Source organism: Xenorhabdus indica (genome assembly GCF_014467235.1).
Lineage (GTDB): Bacteria > Pseudomonadota > Gammaproteobacteria > Enterobacterales > Enterobacteriaceae > Xenorhabdus > Xenorhabdus indica.
Genome location: NZ_NKHP01000016.1, coordinates 67,718 through 85,741, shown reverse-complemented (window position 1 = coordinate 85,741; position 18,024 = coordinate 67,718). Strand labels below are relative to the sequence as shown.

Annotated in this window: 15 protein-coding genes and 2 pseudogenes; 12 read left to right on the top strand and 5 right to left on the bottom strand. The window is 45.9% G+C overall.

From position 1 onward, the window contains the following. The first annotated feature begins 17 nt into the window (after nt 1–17). The 8 genes and pseudogenes from Xind_RS13345 to Xind_RS13310 all read left to right on the top strand — a co-directional run. Complete coding sequence (locus tag Xind_RS13345; RefSeq protein WP_187650230.1) at nt 18–977, top strand: ABC transporter substrate-binding protein; 960 nt, start codon at nt 18–20, stop codon at nt 975–977. A gap of 89 nt (nt 978–1,066) precedes the next feature. Then, nucleotides 1,067–5,566 (top strand): amino acid adenylation domain-containing protein, encoded by a 4,500-nt coding sequence (locus tag Xind_RS13340; RefSeq protein ID WP_187650229.1) that lies wholly within the window; start codon nt 1,067–1,069, stop codon nt 5,564–5,566. A 1-nt stretch (nt 5,567) separates the two neighbouring features. Beyond that, nucleotides 5,568–6,923 (top strand): putative histamine N-monooxygenase, encoded by a 1,356-nt coding sequence (basC, locus tag Xind_RS13335; RefSeq protein ID WP_187650228.1) that lies wholly within the window; start codon nt 5,568–5,570, stop codon nt 6,921–6,923. Beyond that, nucleotides 6,901–8,067, top strand: coding sequence for a histidine decarboxylase (locus Xind_RS13330; protein WP_047681633.1), 1,167 nt, complete (start codon nt 6,901–6,903; stop codon nt 8,065–8,067). Before basC ends, Xind_RS13330 begins: the two co-directional genes overlap by 23 nt. Nucleotides 8,068–8,177: 110 nt before the next feature. Further along, a complete protein-coding gene (locus tag Xind_RS13325; protein ID WP_047681636.1) occupies nt 8,178–8,975 on the top strand; it encodes an ABC transporter ATP-binding protein in 798 nt (265 codons plus the stop codon). Between the two features lie 2 nt (nt 8,976–8,977). Further along, nucleotides 8,978–9,988, top strand: coding sequence for a FecCD family ABC transporter permease (locus Xind_RS13320; RefSeq protein WP_197056380.1), 1,011 nt, complete (start codon nt 8,978–8,980; stop codon nt 9,986–9,988). Further along, nucleotides 9,985–11,040, top strand: coding sequence for a FecCD family ABC transporter permease (locus Xind_RS13315; RefSeq protein ID WP_047681642.1), 1,056 nt, complete (start codon nt 9,985–9,987; stop codon nt 11,038–11,040). Before Xind_RS13320 ends, Xind_RS13315 begins: the two co-directional genes overlap by 4 nt. A gap of 24 nt (nt 11,041–11,064) precedes the next feature. Beyond that, nucleotides 11,065–11,169, top strand: a pseudogene (locus tag Xind_RS13310) (IS110 family transposase); the annotation flags it as partial. Between the two features lie 1,032 nt (nt 11,170–12,201). On the opposite strand, the gene Xind_RS13305 reads toward Xind_RS13310, so the two are convergent. From Xind_RS13305 to Xind_RS13295, 3 genes are all read right to left on the bottom strand, one after another. After that, nucleotides 12,202–12,543 (bottom strand): hypothetical protein, encoded by a 342-nt coding sequence (locus Xind_RS13305; RefSeq protein WP_187650249.1) that lies wholly within the window; start codon nt 12,541–12,543, stop codon nt 12,202–12,204. Continuing rightward, complete coding sequence (locus tag Xind_RS13300; protein WP_231571412.1) at nt 12,501–12,638, bottom strand: transposase; 138 nt, start codon at nt 12,636–12,638, stop codon at nt 12,501–12,503. Before Xind_RS13300 ends, Xind_RS13305 begins: the two co-directional genes overlap by 43 nt. A gap of 97 nt (nt 12,639–12,735) precedes the next feature. Beyond that, the gene (locus tag Xind_RS13295; protein WP_187650227.1) at nt 12,736–13,059 is read right to left on the bottom strand and encodes an IS630 transposase-related protein; all 324 of its coding nucleotides are present in this window, start codon (nt 13,057–13,059) and stop codon (nt 12,736–12,738) included. A gap of 189 nt (nt 13,060–13,248) precedes the next feature. Between Xind_RS13295 and Xind_RS13290 the strand changes: the two genes are divergently transcribed. Genes Xind_RS13290 through Xind_RS13275 form a run of 4 tightly spaced genes read left to right on the top strand, consistent with a single transcriptional unit; the run spans nt 13,249 to nt 15,886 of the window. After that, complete coding sequence (locus Xind_RS13290) at nt 13,249–13,629, top strand: PadR family transcriptional regulator (protein WP_047682583.1); 381 nt, start codon at nt 13,249–13,251, stop codon at nt 13,627–13,629. Nucleotides 13,630–13,679: 50 nt separating this feature from the next. After that, nucleotides 13,680–14,573, top strand: coding sequence for a permease (locus Xind_RS13285; protein WP_047682585.1), 894 nt, complete (start codon nt 13,680–13,682; stop codon nt 14,571–14,573). 12 nt (nt 14,574–14,585) lie between these two features. After that, on the top strand, nt 14,586–14,804 hold the full coding sequence (locus Xind_RS13280) for a hypothetical protein (RefSeq protein WP_187650248.1): 219 nt from the start codon (nt 14,586–14,588) through the stop codon (nt 14,802–14,804). Between the two features lie 8 nt (nt 14,805–14,812). Beyond that, nucleotides 14,813–15,886, top strand: coding sequence for a methyltransferase domain-containing protein (locus Xind_RS13275; protein ID WP_222941805.1), 1,074 nt, complete (start codon nt 14,813–14,815; stop codon nt 15,884–15,886). A gap of 96 nt (nt 15,887–15,982) precedes the next feature. Here the strand turns inward: Xind_RS13275 and Xind_RS24605 are convergent. Both Xind_RS24605 and Xind_RS13265 read right to left on the bottom strand, forming a co-directional pair. Further along, nucleotides 15,983–16,632, bottom strand: a pseudogene (locus tag Xind_RS24605) (IS982 family transposase); the annotation flags it as partial. Nucleotides 16,633–16,882: 250 nt separating this feature from the next. Beyond that, nucleotides 16,883–18,001, bottom strand: coding sequence for an ATP-binding protein (locus Xind_RS13265; RefSeq protein WP_187650226.1), 1,119 nt, complete (start codon nt 17,999–18,001; stop codon nt 16,883–16,885). Nucleotides 18,002–18,024: the final 23 nt, after the last annotated feature.

Below are 18,024 nucleotides of genomic sequence, written 5' to 3'. Positions count from 1 at the left end.
TTAAAAGAGAAAACGTTATGCGATCTGCTATTACTGTCATATTACTGTGCTTGATAGGGGCATCGGCCTTTGCCGCAACGCGGCAGGTCACGGATACCATGGGACGAGAAGTCGTTATTCCTGAGGAGCCACAACGTATTGTGGTGATGAGCGAGCCAGCTATCGGTCTGCCCCTAATGGAGCTGGGCGTTCAACCAGTCGGCAGTTATGGTCGTTCGGAAGATGGCACCTATCAGTTTGGTACAGATTTTGTCGATACTGTGCTCGGTGAAGGGTACACAAAACCACAAGGTATCAGTGCTGGCCAGGAAATCGACCTGGAAAAACTTTACGCGCTTAAACCCGACCTCATTATTGGAACAGAATTCGATATCGGCAAGGTAAAACAGCTTTCAACGGTCGCTCCTGTCTATCTGCAAAATTTCCTTTCTGGAAAATTCCATAATTTCAATATTGAAGAAAATCTGGCCAAACTGACCGGACGTGAACAGAATTTTCAAAAACGACGGGATATGTATTTACAACACATAGCGGCAACACGTGCCCTTTTGCCGGAAAATCCGGCGAATAAGACCTATCTACCGATCCTTGTAACCGATCAAATCAATGTCGTCGGCGAAGCAACTGGTTTCACTCAAGCGTTGGAAGATCTTGGTTTCACTCGCCTGAATCTCTCGGCACAAGGCGGTCTTTCTGTCACCTCATCTCAACTGCTTTTACAGTTGAGTGCCGACAAATTAGGCGAACTCAATCCGGACGTTCTGGTCGTACTCAACAGTTGGGGCAGCAAGGAGCACGATGAAAACGCTATTCGCTCCGCACTTGATCGTATCGTGCCTGGGTGGGCTCACTATATGAAACCCGCTCGTGAAAAACGGATTATTTTTCTTAACGCAGGCAAAGTTTTTACCCCCACGTTTGCCAGCGCGGAACATACTCTCAAAGCCGTGGGAGAATGGGCTAAGACAAAGCAATAAAATGATCTCGTCCTCCAGAAGCTGTGTGAATTCAACATATTTTTATACTAGCTCCATTAATCAAGATTTTTCAACCACGTGAATAAACTATGAGAGAATTAACGTCAATGCAGGCGGCCTGCTGGGTCGGACGTAACGTTCAGACCGATTTGGGAGGCGTTGCCGCGCATCTTTATGCTGAATTCGACGGCTATGACATTGAGATAGAAAAATTTAAACAGGCTTTGGAACGCGTTTGTTCTCTGCACCCCATGCTAAGACTCTGTGTCAACGCTGAAGGGCTTCAGTCTGTTATTCCATCCGATGAGTCGTTGTTGCTGGAGATTGAGGATTTTAGGGGATTACCAGAACAGGAGGAGGCAAGGTTATTTCTTGTTAAACGCATGGAGTGGACTCACCAGAAGCTTGATCTTTCTTCTGGTCAGGCGTCCCGTTTTTCGCTCAGTCTGCGAGATGGCGGGAAATTTCGCCTGCATGTCGATACAGATATGATAGCTATCGATCCTTCGAGTTTCAGGGTATTAATGGAGGATCTGGCGATATTTTATGATAACCCGGATCAGCCGGCTCCGGTCATCGCGTCCTATTTCGACTGGTGCGACCAAGTGCGCACCGATCCCTATTTAAAAGCTGCCCGTGAAAGGGACAGAATCTGGTGGCGCTCACGTATTCCACACATTCCGCCTGCCCCCGTGTTGCCTATTAACAAAACTTTGACCAATCAAGCTCGCAGCCATCGTCTGGCAGCCTGGCTCCAGCCAGACGAGCGTCAGGCGTTGAAAAGGCTTGCCCGAACACACAGTATAACCATGTCGAGCTTGATGCTGGGACTTTTCTCTATTGTTCTTGGAAGGCATACCGGAGATAAATGCTTTCGGCTCAATGTGCCGATGTTCTGGCGTTCCCCCCTTGTGGATAACGTGGAGAGGATTGTCGGCGATTTCTCTAATGTGCTCATTCTCGGCGTGGGTATCAATGAAACAGAAAGCCCTGCTGATCTTTGTAAACGGCTTGGCGGGCAACTGACAGATTTGCTCGCCCATTCGACTTATCCGGGTGTGAATCTGATGCGCGATCTTTCCCGACATCATGGTGCGACGCAATTGACTCCTGTCGTCTTCACCGCAGCACTGGATATACCAAGGGGCGAGCTCCTCTCAGATCGCGTCAGGCACGCATTTGGTCCCATGAACTGGGTTATCTCACAAGGTCCTCAAGTTGCGCTCGATGCACAAGTTGCTTCCGCCGACGGTGGTATTCTCATCAACTGGGACATTCGTCTGGATATGCTGCCAGAAGAATGGATAACCCCAATGTTCGACAGTTTTGTCAATTTCGTCCGTGAAATCGCCACATATCCGCAACGCTTCGATGAGGCAATACATTCACCCGATGAAATATATTCACCCGATGAAGTAGCAGCCCCATCACCGACAGCCAGAATCAGCGCCACTGGCTCTACTGTAAAAATCGACCAGAAGAACAGCATGGAAAAACCATTAACCTCCCTGCAACTGGCATATCTGCTTGGGCGGCGAGCAGAATTACCGCTTAGTGGCGTTGCGATGCAAGAATTTCGCGAATATCGCGGACGCATGGAATTGGCACGTCTGCGAAATCACCTAACGGATATGGTTCAGCGACATGAAAGTTTGCGCACCCGTATAGATGCAAAACGACTCGTCCAATATGTTAGCGCAGAAGCGGATATCCATTTACAGCAAATCGACCTGAGCACCATGTTAAGGGAAGAGGCACTCCGTCATGTGGAAAACTACCGTGAAGAATTTGCGCATGCGCTTTTCGATTTGGATCGCTCTCCGTGGGGCATCACGCTGTTCCGTTTGCCGGAAAATAAACCGGAAGAGGATAATCTGATCGCGTTTGTTCGTTTCGACGCACTGATCCTTGATGGACGGTCTATAGCTGCCCTGATGGTAGAGCTTTTCGAGGGTAAGGTATCAATCGTGGCGGATACTGATGCCCCCTTGGATGGTGAAGATATCTCTGAAAGACGCAAGATGGATGAAGCATATTGGAAAACAAAGCTTGAGGCAGTCAGCAGTCCACTACGGTTTCCGTGGATAAAACCACTGGCACAAATAGGCACTTCCCTCTATGCACGGCAAAGCCTGATTGTAGCACGGGAAGATTATATCGCAGTGTCGAAAGCCGGCGCCAAGCAAATGCTTTTCAAGAATTCTGCCATCATGACACTGGTACTTGAGGTTATGTCCCATTGGATCGAAGAGAAGAGTTTGTTCATCGGTGTTCCCGTCGCGCCGCAGGTATCCGGTGTTTTGTGTAATCGTTCAAGTTTTATTGTGGTCAACTGGAATGCTGAACAGGGCAACCTTTCTGAGCGAGCCAACACCTTACAGAACGATGTGCTGGAAGGGCTCGAACATCTTGCATTTTCAGGTATAGATATTACCCGGCTTCTGGTTGAAAAGCATGGTGCTGGCCCTGTTTTACCGGTAGTGATTACCAACGGACTTTCGTGGCCGGTATCAGGTCAGGACAGTTGTATGCGGTTGCACAGTGGGCTGACGCAGACACCACAAGTTGCGATGGATATTCGTTTTTCGATCAATGCAGACAAAGCGCTTGTCTTTGACATTGATTATGCTACTGCGGCGATTGAATCGGCTCTCGTTCGAGATATTTTAAGCGCTATAGACAAGGCAATACAGGCCATCGCAGCTTCAGGCGTATTCGCAATTTCGGCGCAGGATATTATCGATACAAACCACTATCGATTGAATGGCATTGAAGCTGATTTTCACTGCGGGCGATTTCTCAGCCGGATAGCCACCAATATCTTCGACAGCAAAAACACCAAAACGGCACTTATCAGTGGCGACAGGCATGTCAGCTACGCCGAACTGGGGCGTAATGTGCGTCGAATAATGGGAGCTTTCATGGAGAAAGGGCTTGCCAAGGGCAGTGTCGTTGCGCTCTGTATGCACCGTGGGCCTGAGCACACGGCCGTGACCCTAGCCTGTGCGCTGACGGGGGTGATCTGGGTTCCGATAGACGCAGATTCTCCCTCAGAGCGACTACATTATCTCCTTGAAAACTGCCATCCAGATCTTGTGGTAACAACAAAAAGAGAAGAGATTAAACATCCAGCAGAAACACCTGAAAAACTCTTGTCTGCCGAGCCCTTGGCGGAACTGCCGCTTATGCTTGACGCTCTCTCATCAAGCGAAGCGCCCGCCTACTACCTCTACACATCCGGAACAACCGGAAGGCCGAAATGCGTTGTTTTATCCAATAAATCAACATCGAATGTCATCACCAGTACCCTTGACGAATGGTCTATAACGCATCGGGATGTCTTCATTTCTGTCACGCCTTTGCATCATGATATGTCGGTCTTCGACGTTTTTGGCTGCCTGACTGTAGGTGCGACCCTTGTTCTTCCCGCTATCGGTGAAGAAAAGGATGCACTACGCTGGAACCAGTTGGTTGCCGAGCACAAGGTGACATTATGGTGCTCTGTACCCGCTATTCTGGAAATGCTTCTCGCGTGCCGCCAGGGGAATGAATTGAAAAGCCTGCGGCTGATTGCTCAGGGTGGTGATTACATCAAACCGGCTGTTATTGGTAGCCTGCGTACACTCCTGCCGTCAGTTCGGTTGATTTCGTTGGGGGGACCAACAGAGACGACTATATGGAGTATATGGCATGAAATAGGGTTGGACGACGTTAGTCTGATCCCTTATGGAAGGCCCTTACCGGCTAACAGCTATTTTCTGCTAAACAGGCATGGCGATCATTGTCCGGTGGGTGTTACTGGCCTTATTCATACGACAGGCGTCAATGTCGCATTGGGTTATCTGGAAAACGGAATCCTCACCCAGATCAATTTTGTGACCATCAAGGATACAAACGGAGAAGAGATCCGCGCGTTCCGGACCGGTGATCATGGGCACTATCGTCGTGATGGCATCATTGTCTTCGATAGCCGTGTCAACGGTTACGTCAAAGTGCGTGGAGTACGTATTTCATTACCGGACATCGAGAATGAACTGGTTCGCCATCCATCGGTTAAGCATGTTCTTGTGGTGGACTATGGCGAGGAAATGCACGGTGAGACTTCCATCGGCGTACTTTATGTGCCGTTACAAGAGGATACTTTGTCAGGAGCAGAATTGCGCAAATATGCCTGCCAATGTCTGCCACCATCGCATATCCCAACAAGGATCCTGCCGGTCACCGAATTACCGCTCTCACCAAATGGCAAACCTGATCGCTCTAAAGCACGTAGCCTGCTGATGGAATCGGTGCATGAACAACCGCCTATTCGGCACGACTCTTTTCCTACGCGAGAAACAGCGATGAAAAAGAAGGTGCTGGAAATCTATCTGGACATACTCGGCCAATCGCACGCTAGCCACATCGATGGAGCCAGCGACTTCATCAGCATGGGGCTGCGTCCTCAGCATCTGAAAACAATTTCAGCACGGATCTGTGAGGAATTTGCGATCGTGCTTCCGCTCTCGCAACTGCTGCGTTGCCGTAACGTGGCAGAAGTCGAACAGCATCTTAATGAAAAAACTTTAGAAAACAGTCCGGATTATTAATATGAATGATATTGACCTGATCGGTATTGGTATTGGCCCCTTCAATCTGGGATTGGCGGCGCTGCTTTCGTCACACACTGATCTGACCAGCCTTTTCCTCGAACGTAAGCCTGAGTTTCGCTGGCATGAGGGTCTCCTGTTACCCGGTACAACGCTGCAGGTTCCATTCCTGGCGGATCTGGTAACAATGGCAGAGCCTACACACCCTCTGAGTTTTCTTAATTATCTTCATAAGCATGATCGTCTTTACAAATTCTACTATTATGAAAACTTTCAGATCCCACGCCAGGAATATGACCATTATTGCCGCTGGGTGACGCAACAGCTTCCCTCCTGCCAGTTCGGTGAAAATGTCATTGATGTGGCTTATGATCCGGTTTCCGATCATTTCATTATTGAAAGTAAGTCTCATACGGGATCGACGCATCAGTATTACAGTCGTAACCTTGCTATCGGTATAGGAACCGCTCCGTTTCTGCCTGAGTGGGCTAAAATCCAGACCAAAGCGCCTATCTTACATTCGGCAGAGTTCATAAACAGACGTGCACAGCTCTCAACGTGCCGGCGTGTCACGGTAATTGGTTCAGGGCAAAGTGCTGCCGAATGCGTGCTGGCGCTCTACAAGGCGTTGACGCCTGAAATGATAGAGGCCGGTGCTTCAATCCAGTGGATTACCCGATCTGCTGGTTTTCATCCTATGGAATCGTCGAAACTCGGTCAGGAATGTTTCACGCCAGCCTACATGAACCATTTTCACAGTATAACAAGAGAGAAACGCCGCAAGATCGTGGCGGGTCAGGGGGGACTTTATAAAGGTATCAGCTACTCAACTATCGCAGATATCTTCGACATTTTGTATGAAGGCTCCATCGGCGGTCGTGATCCAGGACTTTTACTTGTTTCAAACTGCGAAGTCGTGCAGGTGGAAAACACTGGAGACTCTGAGGCATTGCGGGTCGTTTTTCGTCATCGGCATCTCGATAAAGTCGGCGTCATTGAAACCGATGCTATTGTCGCTGCAACAGGTTATGAGCATACCCGCCCCGAATGGTTAGAAGGACTCAAAAATACAGTGCTTGCAACCGACGATTATGGTGATCTTATTGTAAAAGAGGACTTTAGTGCTCAGCGCCTTGACAAAGGAAAAGGCCTTATTTTCGTCCAGAATGCTGAGATTTTTCAGCATGGTATTGGCTCTCCCGATCTGGGGCTTGGCGCGTATCGCAATGGGATTATTGCCAACCAGCTTCTTGGACGAGAGTATTATCGCTTGCCTCAAAACTCGTCATTTCAGAGCTTTGGTCTGCCAGAGTGTCACGATACCGGAGATAAAGATGACATTGTCCGTTGCCGATAAGAACAGGCTAGATGCGTTTTGGCATTACTGTGTTAAAAACCAGTATTTTAATATCGGCTATCCTGAGTCCTCAGATTTTGATTATTCTTATTTACAGAGATTCATGCAGTTCTCTCTCAATAATTGTGGTGACTGGGGAGCGGAGTGCAACTATCTCTTAAACTCTTTTGAGTTCGAAAAAGAGGTCATGAAATACTTTGCTGAACTGTTCAAAATCCCTTTCGAAGACAGTTGGGGTTATGTTACCAACGGAGGAACGGAGGGTAATATGTTCGGCTGCTATCTTGGGCGAGAACTATTCCCGGAGGGAACACTTTATTATTCAAAAGATACGCATTATTCGGTGGCAAAAATCGTCAAGTTACTGCGTATCAAATCTTGTTTAGTAGAATCCTTACCCACTGGTGAGATAGATTATAACGACCTGATACAGAAGATCATCGCCCATAAAGAACCACACCCAATCATCTTTGCCAATATCGGCACGACATTGCGCGGTGCGGTGGATAACATAAAGATCATTCAACAAAGTATGCAGCAAGTCGGTATCACTCGCGAGAATTACTATCTGCACGCTGACGCAGCCTTAAGTGGGATGATCTTGCCATTCGTAGAGAACCCGCAGCCTTTTACCTTTGCAGATGGTATCGACTCCATCTGTGTCTCTGGGCACAAAATGATAGGTTCCCCCATTCCTTGCGGGATTGTTGTTGCAAAACGGAAAAATGTTGAGCGTATTACAGTCGATGTTGATTACATTTCGGCTCAAGACAAGACTATCTCAGGTTCACGTAATGGCCAGACACCACTAATGATGTGGGCGGCCATTCGCAGTCACTCGTTTGCCGATTGGCAACGCCGCACCAAACACTGCCTAGAGATGGCACAATATGCCGTCAAGTGTTTCCGTGCTGCCGGAATAAACGCTTGGCGTCATGACAACTCCATTACGGTGGTATTTCCATGCCCGTCGGCAGCCGTCTGGAAGAAGCATTGTCTGGCAACGTCGGGAAATGTTGCACACCTAATCACCACAGCACATCATCACGACAGTAGTAAAATCGATGTATTAATCAACGATGTCATTGCTGAATCGCGCCAGATAACTCAAGTGCAGGATACTGTCATAGATGCTGTTATGTAAGAGGTAAAAACAACTACATTGGGGCTTACCTTGTGATTTTGGTATGCTAGCCAAATGATAACTATTACACTGTAATTTATTTTATATAAGATAAATTGAAGGAGCCTTTGGTGCTTACAGCAAAAAATATCACCGCAACTTACGGCAAGAAAACCGTATTGCATGATTTGTCAGTAGACTTTGCCCAAGGGCGCATCACTGCACTCGTCGGGTCTAATGGCTGCGGTAAGTCGACACTTCTGAAGTCCATCATGGGTTTCATCCCCCTGAAAAGCGGAGAAATTCTGTTGGAAGGTAAGCAGATTACAGGAATAGGTCGCAAAGCGCTGGCTCGAAAAGTCTCTTATCTGCCGCAGGAATGCCACTGCCCGGATTACATGACACTGGGAGAGTTGATCGAGCTGGCAGCTAGTGGGCGCAATTCGCTTTTCGGCGGGCCATCCTCACGGGATCGCAAATTGTTTCATGATGTACTGGAAATCGTCGGCTTGGCCGATAAGGCAGGCTCTCAAGTCAACTCCCTTTCAGGAGGGCAACGCCAGCGCGCTTGGGTAGCGATGGTGCTCGCACAAGACACTGACATCATTCTTATGGACGAGCCAGTGAACCACCTAGATATCAAATATCAATACACAGTGCTTAAATTGGTTCGCGATCTCTCACTCCAGCACGGAAAAACCATCGTTGTGGTGTTACATGATTTAAATCTAACAACGACTTTCGCCGATGATGTAGTGATGCTGAATACTGGCAGCGTTATTGCAGCAGGTGCTGTTAATAAAACGATAACGGTAGATAATATCCAGCGCGTATTCGATATTCCGGCCGATATTTTCAGTTACAACGGCAGCCTTATTTGTCAGCCTTATCCGGGCATAAACCACCCTGGAAATCAGTCCGGAGTATGACGATGAAATCCAGTCTGTTCTTTATATTCGCATCTTTTGTATTGCTGCTGATCTTTCTTTCTAATCTCTCTTTTGGCGTGAATATTGCGTCAATTTCACAAATTTATGCAGCCTTAACACAGTCCGAACCGCAAGACTATGAGCAGGCAGTTATTTTATACCAGCGACTGCCACGGGCTTTGATTTCTGTTTATGTCGGTGCGGTGATGGCATGCAGTGGTCTCGTCTTCCAAGGGCTTATCCGCAATCCACTGGCCTCCTCATCAACATTGGGAATCAATGCCGGTGCGACAATGTTTGTCATAATAGGTGCAATCAGCTTTGGGTTCGATCTGACATTACAAGGCATAGCAGCCCTTGTCGGCGGGTTATTCGGCTTTCTGTCATCTCTTGCAGTATCTCGCCTGGCGGGCGTTAACGGCGTTTCTCGCAACTTGCTACTGATACTGTCAGGCACATTAATAGCGATGCTTTATCTTGGGATAAGCAATGCTGTTCTTCTTGCCTATCCTGCATTAAGAACCGAATATTTGAGTTGGTTAGCAGGAGCTATCAATCATGCCTATATCACAAGACTTAACCATTTCTGGTGGTTCGGTATACTGGCCTTGATGGTACTTTTATTACTGGCACGTCCACTGACACTTATTCTGCTCGGTTACGAAAAGGCGCTTTCGATTGGCGCGAATGCAACGCTTGTTTCACGCATTGCACTGATTTCAGCCATAGTTGCATCCAGTTCTGCCGTTGCCATATGCGGTCCGATTGGTTTCGTGGGGCTGGTTGTACCCCATATTGTCAAGCCTCTGATTGGTCAGAATTTTATGCTGTCGCTGCCAGCTTGTGCTCTGACGGGGGCAAGTATCTGCCTGATTGCCAATCTCTGTGCGCAGACACTCTTCCAGCCTTATGTCATACATACCGGTATTCTGATGGATTTTTTGGGAGGGCTGTTTTTTATCTGGCTCATCAGAAAACGCTATCTTTCAACAACATCGGAGAGATCGTTATGAACTTCGATCAGGCAACAGACGGACAAAGGGTATTACGTTTCGCCAATGGATTGCAGATGCGTACTCGTGATATAAAAGTCGGTTTATGCCTATTTACCATCACGATCATACTCGTGGCTATTTCTTTAAACGTCGGGGTTACGAACGTTGGTATACGTGAATTCATACATATGCTTTTCGGATATTCCCTTGATCACCAACAGTTTTATGCACTCTGGGTTGTACGGATACCTCATATTTTATTGGGTCTGATGGTGGGTTGGTGCGCAGCCCTTGCCGGTGCTATTTTGCAGCCGATTGCCCGCAATCCGCTGGCCGATCCCGGCCTTTTTGGCATAAGTCAGGGATCTATGACGATGATCATAGTCTTGCTGGCGTTTGTTCCTTCCGCTCCTAAGATGCTGATCGTCGTTGCTGCATTGGCTGGCGGACTGATTGTCGCGTTATTTTTGACTTTGCTCGTCGGCAATAATCGTGCAAGTGGCTTGGCAATTTTGCTGATGGGGATTGCCGTCTCATCCGTTCTTAGTTCTGTCAGCTCTTTTCTTATTCTCTATCTTCCGACAGAGTTATCCTTGAATCTTGCTGGATGGATGCAAGGATCGTTGTTTCAGGCCAGTTGGTCAATTATCGCCTCATTCATCCCATTATTCTTATTGAGTATTATCGGAATTCTGATCACTGGCCCCGCGTTAAACCGCTATGAGCTTGGAAACGAACTTGCTATGTCCCTTGGAGAGCCTATCAAATATTCCCGTCCGTTGTTGATGATGTTTTCTGTCCTGTTAAGCGCAGCGTCTGTCACCGCAGTAGGACCATTGAGCTTTTTGGGGATACTGGCACCACATCTGGCCAGCTTTATTTCATCGGCCACAGGCCGTGCCCGACTGTTTCTTTCCGCTCTGGTGGGCGGCAATCTGGTCGTCACCGCGGATATCATGACGAAAGCAGCACCCTCAGGAGTCTTTCTCCCTGTCGGTTTGAGCTTCACACTCATTGGTGTGCCCCTGTTCATCCTGACGATGCGGCTGAGCGCACTACGTAATCGCTGAATATCTGGGGTTCAGTAACCCGCCAAGTTCATCGCTGTCAAGGCAGAAGAACAACAGGCGATCCTGGCACTTCACCGAATGCGTCAGCAATTGGTGAAGTTCAGAACCGCCCAGATAAACGCGCTACAGGTATGTTGCAATGACGTTTGTATCTCTTTTCGGATTTACGTTAATGTTTTTCACAATATAATTGCGTTTAAGGTGCTACGATGAAGGTATTACAGAAATCTAATTGGTCCGAGTATTGGTGTAAAGTCACTATTATTTTTTTAAGCCTGAGTATCTGGCCGGGAATCTGCGATAGTAATCCTTATACTATATTCGAACTCAAACCATTAAATGTAACCGAGTCGGGTCAATCAGCAAATTTTGAGTTATCTCTTGGGCATTATTCTGCCACCATTACCAATCTAGATAGCATCATTGAATTTAAGGGTATTATGACTGTTGTTTGGTTCACCTCTCGTGATCCGAAAATTTAGGTTTTGTCGCATTACCGTAATATTTCAAGTAAGCTATAGTGCAGGAAGAGTATCCTTGCCAGCACGAGGCTGTTCATAATACATGTAAGATGTTGGCATAGCGTGTTTTCAAACGCTGACGGGAACTGACTTCGGATTTAATGCTGGTGAGAAAGTTGTCAAATCCACATCATATATACGAATATGATTCGTATATATATTATTAATTAATGGGTTAAGTAAGAAATGATATTTAATTCTTTTTGTTCTTCATGTGATTATTATCATCGGAACAATAACTAAATGCAAAAAATGCAATTATAGATGGAATTATTATCGTAAAAAATAACCAAATCATTTTGATGCCCCTTAAATAGATAGATTATTGCAAAGACTGTATTTTATGTTGCATCAAAAAGCAAAGACTATTTACTCAACAATTCATAATAGACAGACGTCAATTACAATGCATTTTGATTATGTATTGCATGGTGTTATAAAATCATAATATCTACGCTCCCATATATATTTTCATAATAGTGAGAGTATCAGCATGTGGTGTTTCCTTACCCCGCGCACCGCGCAAGGTAAGGAATACTCCTATTATTTTGAAAAAAATCCATATAGCAGAAATAGCGTTTTGCATGCTTTTTCCGCATTTTGTGCCTATCTAAATTATTATAGAAATTAGTGTTGATTATTAATTGTAATACACCGTACAGTCATACGTCGAAATATACGGCGGTTGATATAACCCGCCCGTGATATTTCCAACTTTCATTTGCAGGGTGATCCTACAGTCTGCTGGAACATTCGATCCTATAGCATTGACAGTAGTCGAGCTGCTGGCTACATCCAGAAATGCTTCCCATGCAGCAGAATTATTCGGAGTGGTAATAACAAGACGCAACGTGATTTGATTTTGCCAACCAGTCCAATTGAGTCGATTATAATTACACAGAATGGTGTTCACAACTCCCCCCGAAGGATTCTGTCCGCTTAAAGGAACCAGTGTCGCACCAGAAATAAACACTCTTCGCAAATAGCCCCCATGACGTTAAGACGGCCTTTAGCATGCCAGTCGTGTGTACCCAAACAGCGCCGCCCTTTTTCCGAATAGCCATATAGACGTGGCATCGATTGCGCAAAACCACTTTCATCTAAATAAATAATCGGTTTACCTGCCTGTTCATAGTCGCTGAGGCGCTCAATAAACGCCTGACGGAGCTGAGGGTTAGCGCGAGGGTGTTTTAACGTTTTTTTTACGGCTGAGTCGCAGTCGTTTCAACGCGTAATGAATAGCCGACTGCGAGACACCTAAACGTTTTGCCCTTTCCCACTGATAGTCATCGGGAAAATGTTGAACATCTGCGATGAGATCTTCATCAGGAATTTTCGTGGCGGGTTTAGCGCGGGTCATGCAAGGTTCTATTTTATTGCACCACCGAAACAAAGTCCGTATGGGAACCTCAAAATGCGTACTCGTTTGTTCGAAAGTCAACGAATGCTTGTCTTTGTATGCCAGGACTCGCTTTCGAAAATCCAGACTGTAACCCATCTCATCTTATGCCTTATTATCTTGGAGCTGAATATTATGTCATATAAATATGATTTTGCTATAGGGTCTTCTTATAAGCGCCTGTTAGTCCAGTGTATGCCAGAATTTCCAGCCATCTACACATATACGCATACATGAAATCTGAGATTAGACTTGATACATTGATGGTCGAGGTGTAGAATTTCCAGTATGACTAGATCAACGACTCCCTCTCAAGCTGTGAAACGTGTACCGGTGGATTATACCGACCGTTTGTATTGGAACGGCATTATTAAGATGAGTTTGTCCAAGTTCTTCATCTTAAGTGTATTACGACACCGCCCAATGCACGGTTACGAAATCGCACGCGAAGTGGAATGTTCTACCAAAGGTTGCTGTGCGCCGACCGAAGGGACAATCTATCCAGTCTTGCGTGAATTCGAACAAGGTAATTATGTCACAGTACATACTGAAACGGTTGCGGGTCGTGGGCGTAAGGTCTATACACTGACGGAAAAAGGCAACGAGGCCTTTGCTGTAGCAGTCGAGGCATGGCTGGAAGTGACTGCACATATCACTCGACAGCAGTGATTTTTTTTAAGTACATACATAGATCATCTATGCATTGATCAGGAATGCTTATGAACCTCAACACCTTCACTGAGACTATGAAGTTCTTTGCCATCATTAGCGGAGAGCTGATCGTGTTATTTTTAATCGTCAGCTTTATAGTAGCGATGATGCAGGAATATGTTCCAGCCAGTACTGTCCAGCGTTTGTTAACTGGCCGTAGTTTACGCGGCAACATCGTTGGTGCGGGGCTAGGAGCCGTAACACCATTTTGTTCCTGCTCGACCATTCCGGTCACAGTCGGTTTGCTTAACGCAGGGGCCCCATTTGGCGCTACCATGTCATTTTTGATTTCATCGCCGATTCTGAATCCTGTCATTCTGGGCTTGCTGGTCACATTATTTGGATGGAAATTCACGTTATTCTATGCTGTATCGACTTTTATTCTAGCTGTTGTGGTCGGTGTGATTTGGCAGTTTTTCGGACTGGAAAAAGACATTAAAAAAGTGAGATTGGTCGGTGAGGTCGACATATTGAAGTCGACAGACTTCAAATCACGTTTGTTCCGTGCTGGTCACTCAGCATTCAGTTTGTTCAAGACATCTTTGCCATATTTGCTGATTGGTGCCGGTATCGGCTCGTTAATTTACGGCGTGGTACCGGGCGAGTGGATTGCCAACGTAGCTGGTGCCGACAATCCATTTGCCGTCCCAGTCGCGGCAGCCATTGGTGTACCACTGTACATCCGTGCCGAGACCCTGATTCCTATAGGTATGGCTTTGCAGGCTCAGGGAATGAGCATAGGTGCGGTCGCAGCGCTGATTATTGCCGGCGCAGGTGCCAGCATCCCTGAGGTAACCTTGCTTAACACCATTTTTCGCCCCCGCCTAGTCAGTATTTTTGTGGTCACTATTTTCACTGTTGCTATCGGTGTGGGTTATATCGCTAACCTGTTGTTTATGTAAGGAGAATGAAAAATGTCTGAGAAAAAAAGCTTCTGGGCTAGTTTGTTCGGCAAACAAAAAATGTCCACCTGCTGTGCGGTACGTATCGAGGAAGTGTCTGAAGAATCCACCAAAGATTCAGGAGTAAAACCGACATCCTGCTGCGATACACGGATAGAACCGGTAAGAGAAAGCAACCTCGGTTCTTCCAATTCTGAACAGAAGAAAGATAGAACAAAGAAAAGGGAGTAGGTATAAGCATGAAACAATATGAATTTGACCAGAGAATAGAGGAAGTGCAGAATTATTACGGTGATACGCTAGTAGATAAGGAGGATTTAGCTACTAAGGTTTGTACTGTGGAAGAGCAACCTACTAATACTATCAAATCCATTTTGGCGAAAATTCATCCCAAGGTACAAATGCGTTTCTACGGGTGTGGCATACCATTCCCTCCGTTACTGGAAGGGGCAACGGTACTTGACTTAGGTTGTGGCGGAGGGAGAGATTGCTTCGTGTTATCCAGCCTAGTCGGCGAGCAGGGTAGTGTTATTGGTATAGATGCCACTCCTGAACAAATTGCCTTCGCTCAGAGTCATATCGATCATCACCGTGAAGTTTTTGGTTATGCCAAAAGCAATGTCAGTTTTTTGCAAGGCCATATTGAGGCACTGGATAAGCTAAACCTTCCACCTGAAAGTGTCGATGTCATTGTCTCGAACTGCGTAATCAACTTATCAATGGCTAAAGCGGATGTATTGACTGGTATGGCAAAGTTACTCAAGCCTGGGGGGGAAATTTACTTTGCCGATATTTTTTCAGATCGCAGGCTAGCACCAGAATTGAAACAAGATCCACTCATCGTGGGTGAGTGCATAGGCGATGCATTGTATTTCGAGGATTTTATTCATTTGGCGCGACAGGCCGGATTTCTTGATGTGAGAGTCACTGCCAAAACATTGAAAACCATATCTAATCCTATAATTGCGGCTAAACTTGGGGGAGCAAGATTATATTCTATTACTCTGCGATTGTTTAAGATGGATCTGGAGGAGGGCTGCGAGGACTACGGTCAAGTTGCTATCTATAAAGGAAAGTTGCCGGAAGCACCTGACCGTTTTATGTTGGACATTGGTCATTCTTTTGAGACTGGGCGTGCTGTACCCGTATGTCGTAATACGGCTGATATGATAAAAAACAGTCGATATAGTGTGCTATTTGATGTTATCGGCGAAGGGCTTCAACATTATGGTTCTTTCCAGTGTGGAACTTATCAGCAGCCCGTGTTCTCTATTGAATCTAACGCTTCCGATAGGGCTAGTTGTGGGTGTTAACAATATTTCAATGTTATCAACTACAGTGCATAGTTCTGCACACTGGGAACTATAGGGGAATGTTTTGAAAATAGAAAAATAACGCGATGCTCGACTTCAACATCCTATAACGTTGGCTTGTTGAAGCCAGTCGCGTTGACTTTTACCTTGTTGAAAATTGGCAAAAATACCCAAGGTGTGAGAAAGCAGTTTTCTGGCAATTCGATTACTCAAATGCCACAAATCCCGTGCCCAGCACTTCTCGATAGCAAATTGTCCGGCGAGTTGACCAATCACGGTTTCAATTAAACGGCGTTTGGCGTTAATGACCCTTCTCGTTTTTCTGGGGATGGGATCATCCATATTGGCACGCACGGGGGTAATCATTTCAATATCCTCTGCTTTCATTTCCTGTTTAAATAGCCTTTATCACCCAGCAAACAGCCTTTTATCGAGCTGATCACATCTCAGGTTGCTTCACGCTCACTGACATTGGCGGGCGTCAGTGTAAACCCGTTTACCACGCCGATTTCGTCTATCATGAGATGTCCTTTGAAGCCGTAGTAAGTTTCGTTTTTGGCAGCGCAGTACCCATAATCGGCTTGTCCTCTGAAGTTGGCACTGCCTTTTGCTCTTTTAAATCCACAGACGGGCAGCGGAAATCCGTCGATAATATGTACCGGCCTGTCGAGCGCGCCCAATAACTTCGCCAGCTTTTCTTGCAGTTGTTGTTTAACAACCCAAAGATTCGAAATCTGTTTAGCGAACCCAAATGCTGTGACATAGCCTTTTGTTCCTTTATTTCTCTATTTTTGACGACTTAAAGTTATAAAGGAGCGGCTATGTCATTTCAACTCATCATAAAAGTCGAGTATCGCGTTAACTTAAATAAAAAATATAAAGCAGAATATCTTAATGTAAATCAATATCGCTCTCTAAGAATTGATTTTTAGAATTGCTGGTCACGACTCCAAAGCATTATGTTGCAGTTATTTCACTATGCCAACATCTTACGTATTATGAACAGACTCGATCTATGACTGATGGTTCTACAGCGGATGGTTCAGTCGCCAATGGAATATAGGCGCGAATGGATAACCCACCTTTCTCACTTCTGCCTATGTCAAGATAACCGTCATGTTTGTCGATGATGCGGCGGATAATCGCAAGCCCCAAGCCGACGCCACTATTATGATGATGGAGTTTATTACTGTAACTCTGTTTTCCCTGCCTGAAAGGCTGAAACAAAATTGTTGCTTCTTCTTGTGTTATACCTGTCCCATTATCTTCTATTTGAAACCAGCCAAATTGTTCAGTAGCCCCACTACTGATGCGAATCCAACCATTGCCATAGCGATGGGCATTAGTGAACATATTCGCCAGAACACGTTTAACTGAAAGCGGATTAGCCATAATGAAAACAGGAGCTGCGGACAGGTTATCTTCGATACTTTTTTCGGCACTATTATTTTCCGTGTTCGTCTTCTCTGCCATGACCGCTTTTTCTGCACCAATGACGTCCTCAATAAGTTGATTTAATTCACAGCGGCCTATTATGGCGTCCAGCCCGGACCGCTGGTAATTGATAAATTGATTAATGATTGTGTTGCACTCTTCAATATCACGATTAATCGACTCATACAGGAAATCATCTTCTCCACCAACCATTTCGATCGCTAACCGTATACGAGTCAGGGGAGTGCGTAAGTCATGGCTTATGCCTGCCATAAAAATGACACGCTCATCCTCCAATGAGTTAACCCTTACCGACATTTGATTAAATGCCCGAATAACTGACTGGATGGCAGGTGCTCCCGATTCAGGTAATGCTGTAACGACTTTCCCTTTTCCCATCTTTATTATTGCTTGCAGTATGGTAGTTAGGTGCTGTTTTTGGGCACGCAGATAAAACCAGAATGCCGTAGAAACTGATAATACTGTCGTTAACACACTGATGAAGATATACGGTAATACACTGATAAATGATATTTTTTCTAGCGATGATGATTTTTCCAGTACTAATAATAGTAGATAAGCGGCCAAAGAACTGACCATCAGGCTGCCCAACAGCATCGCCAATATCCAATACAAGGCACAGAGGAATACACCATGCCCTGGGAGCCTGAATTTTTTCATGCGTTCTTCCAGTTATGCTTGAC

Coding starts and splice junctions, on each gene's coding strand:
- Xind_RS13345 (WP_187650230.1), top strand. CDS start 18: ATGCGATCTGCTATTACTGTCATATTACTGTGCTTGATAGGGGCATCG.
- Xind_RS13340 (WP_187650229.1), top strand. CDS start 1,067: ATGAGAGAATTAACGTCAATGCAGGCGGCCTGCTGGGTCGGACGTAAC.
- basC (WP_187650228.1), top strand. CDS start 5,568: ATGAATGATATTGACCTGATCGGTATTGGTATTGGCCCCTTCAATCTG.
- Xind_RS13330 (WP_047681633.1), top strand. CDS start 6,901: ATGACATTGTCCGTTGCCGATAAGAACAGGCTAGATGCGTTTTGGCAT.
- Xind_RS13320 (WP_197056380.1), top strand. CDS start 8,978: ATGAAATCCAGTCTGTTCTTTATATTCGCATCTTTTGTATTGCTGCTG.
- Xind_RS13315 (WP_047681642.1), top strand. CDS start 9,985: ATGAACTTCGATCAGGCAACAGACGGACAAAGGGTATTACGTTTCGCC.
- Xind_RS13300 (WP_231571412.1), bottom strand. CDS start 12,638: ATGCCACGTCTATATGGCTATTCGGAAAAAGGGCGGCGCTGTTTGGGT.
- Xind_RS13295 (WP_187650227.1), bottom strand. CDS start 13,059: ATGGGTTACAGTCTGGATTTTCGAAAGCGAGTCCTGGCATACAAAGAC.
- Xind_RS13290 (WP_047682583.1), top strand. CDS start 13,249: ATGACTAGATCAACGACTCCCTCTCAAGCTGTGAAACGTGTACCGGTG.
- Xind_RS13285 (WP_047682585.1), top strand. CDS start 13,680: ATGAACCTCAACACCTTCACTGAGACTATGAAGTTCTTTGCCATCATT.
- Xind_RS13280 (WP_187650248.1), top strand. CDS start 14,586: ATGTCTGAGAAAAAAAGCTTCTGGGCTAGTTTGTTCGGCAAACAAAAA.
- Xind_RS13275 (WP_222941805.1), top strand. CDS start 14,813: ATGAAACAATATGAATTTGACCAGAGAATAGAGGAAGTGCAGAATTAT.
- Xind_RS13265 (WP_187650226.1), bottom strand. CDS start 18,001: ATGAAAAAATTCAGGCTCCCAGGGCATGGTGTATTCCTCTGTGCCTTG.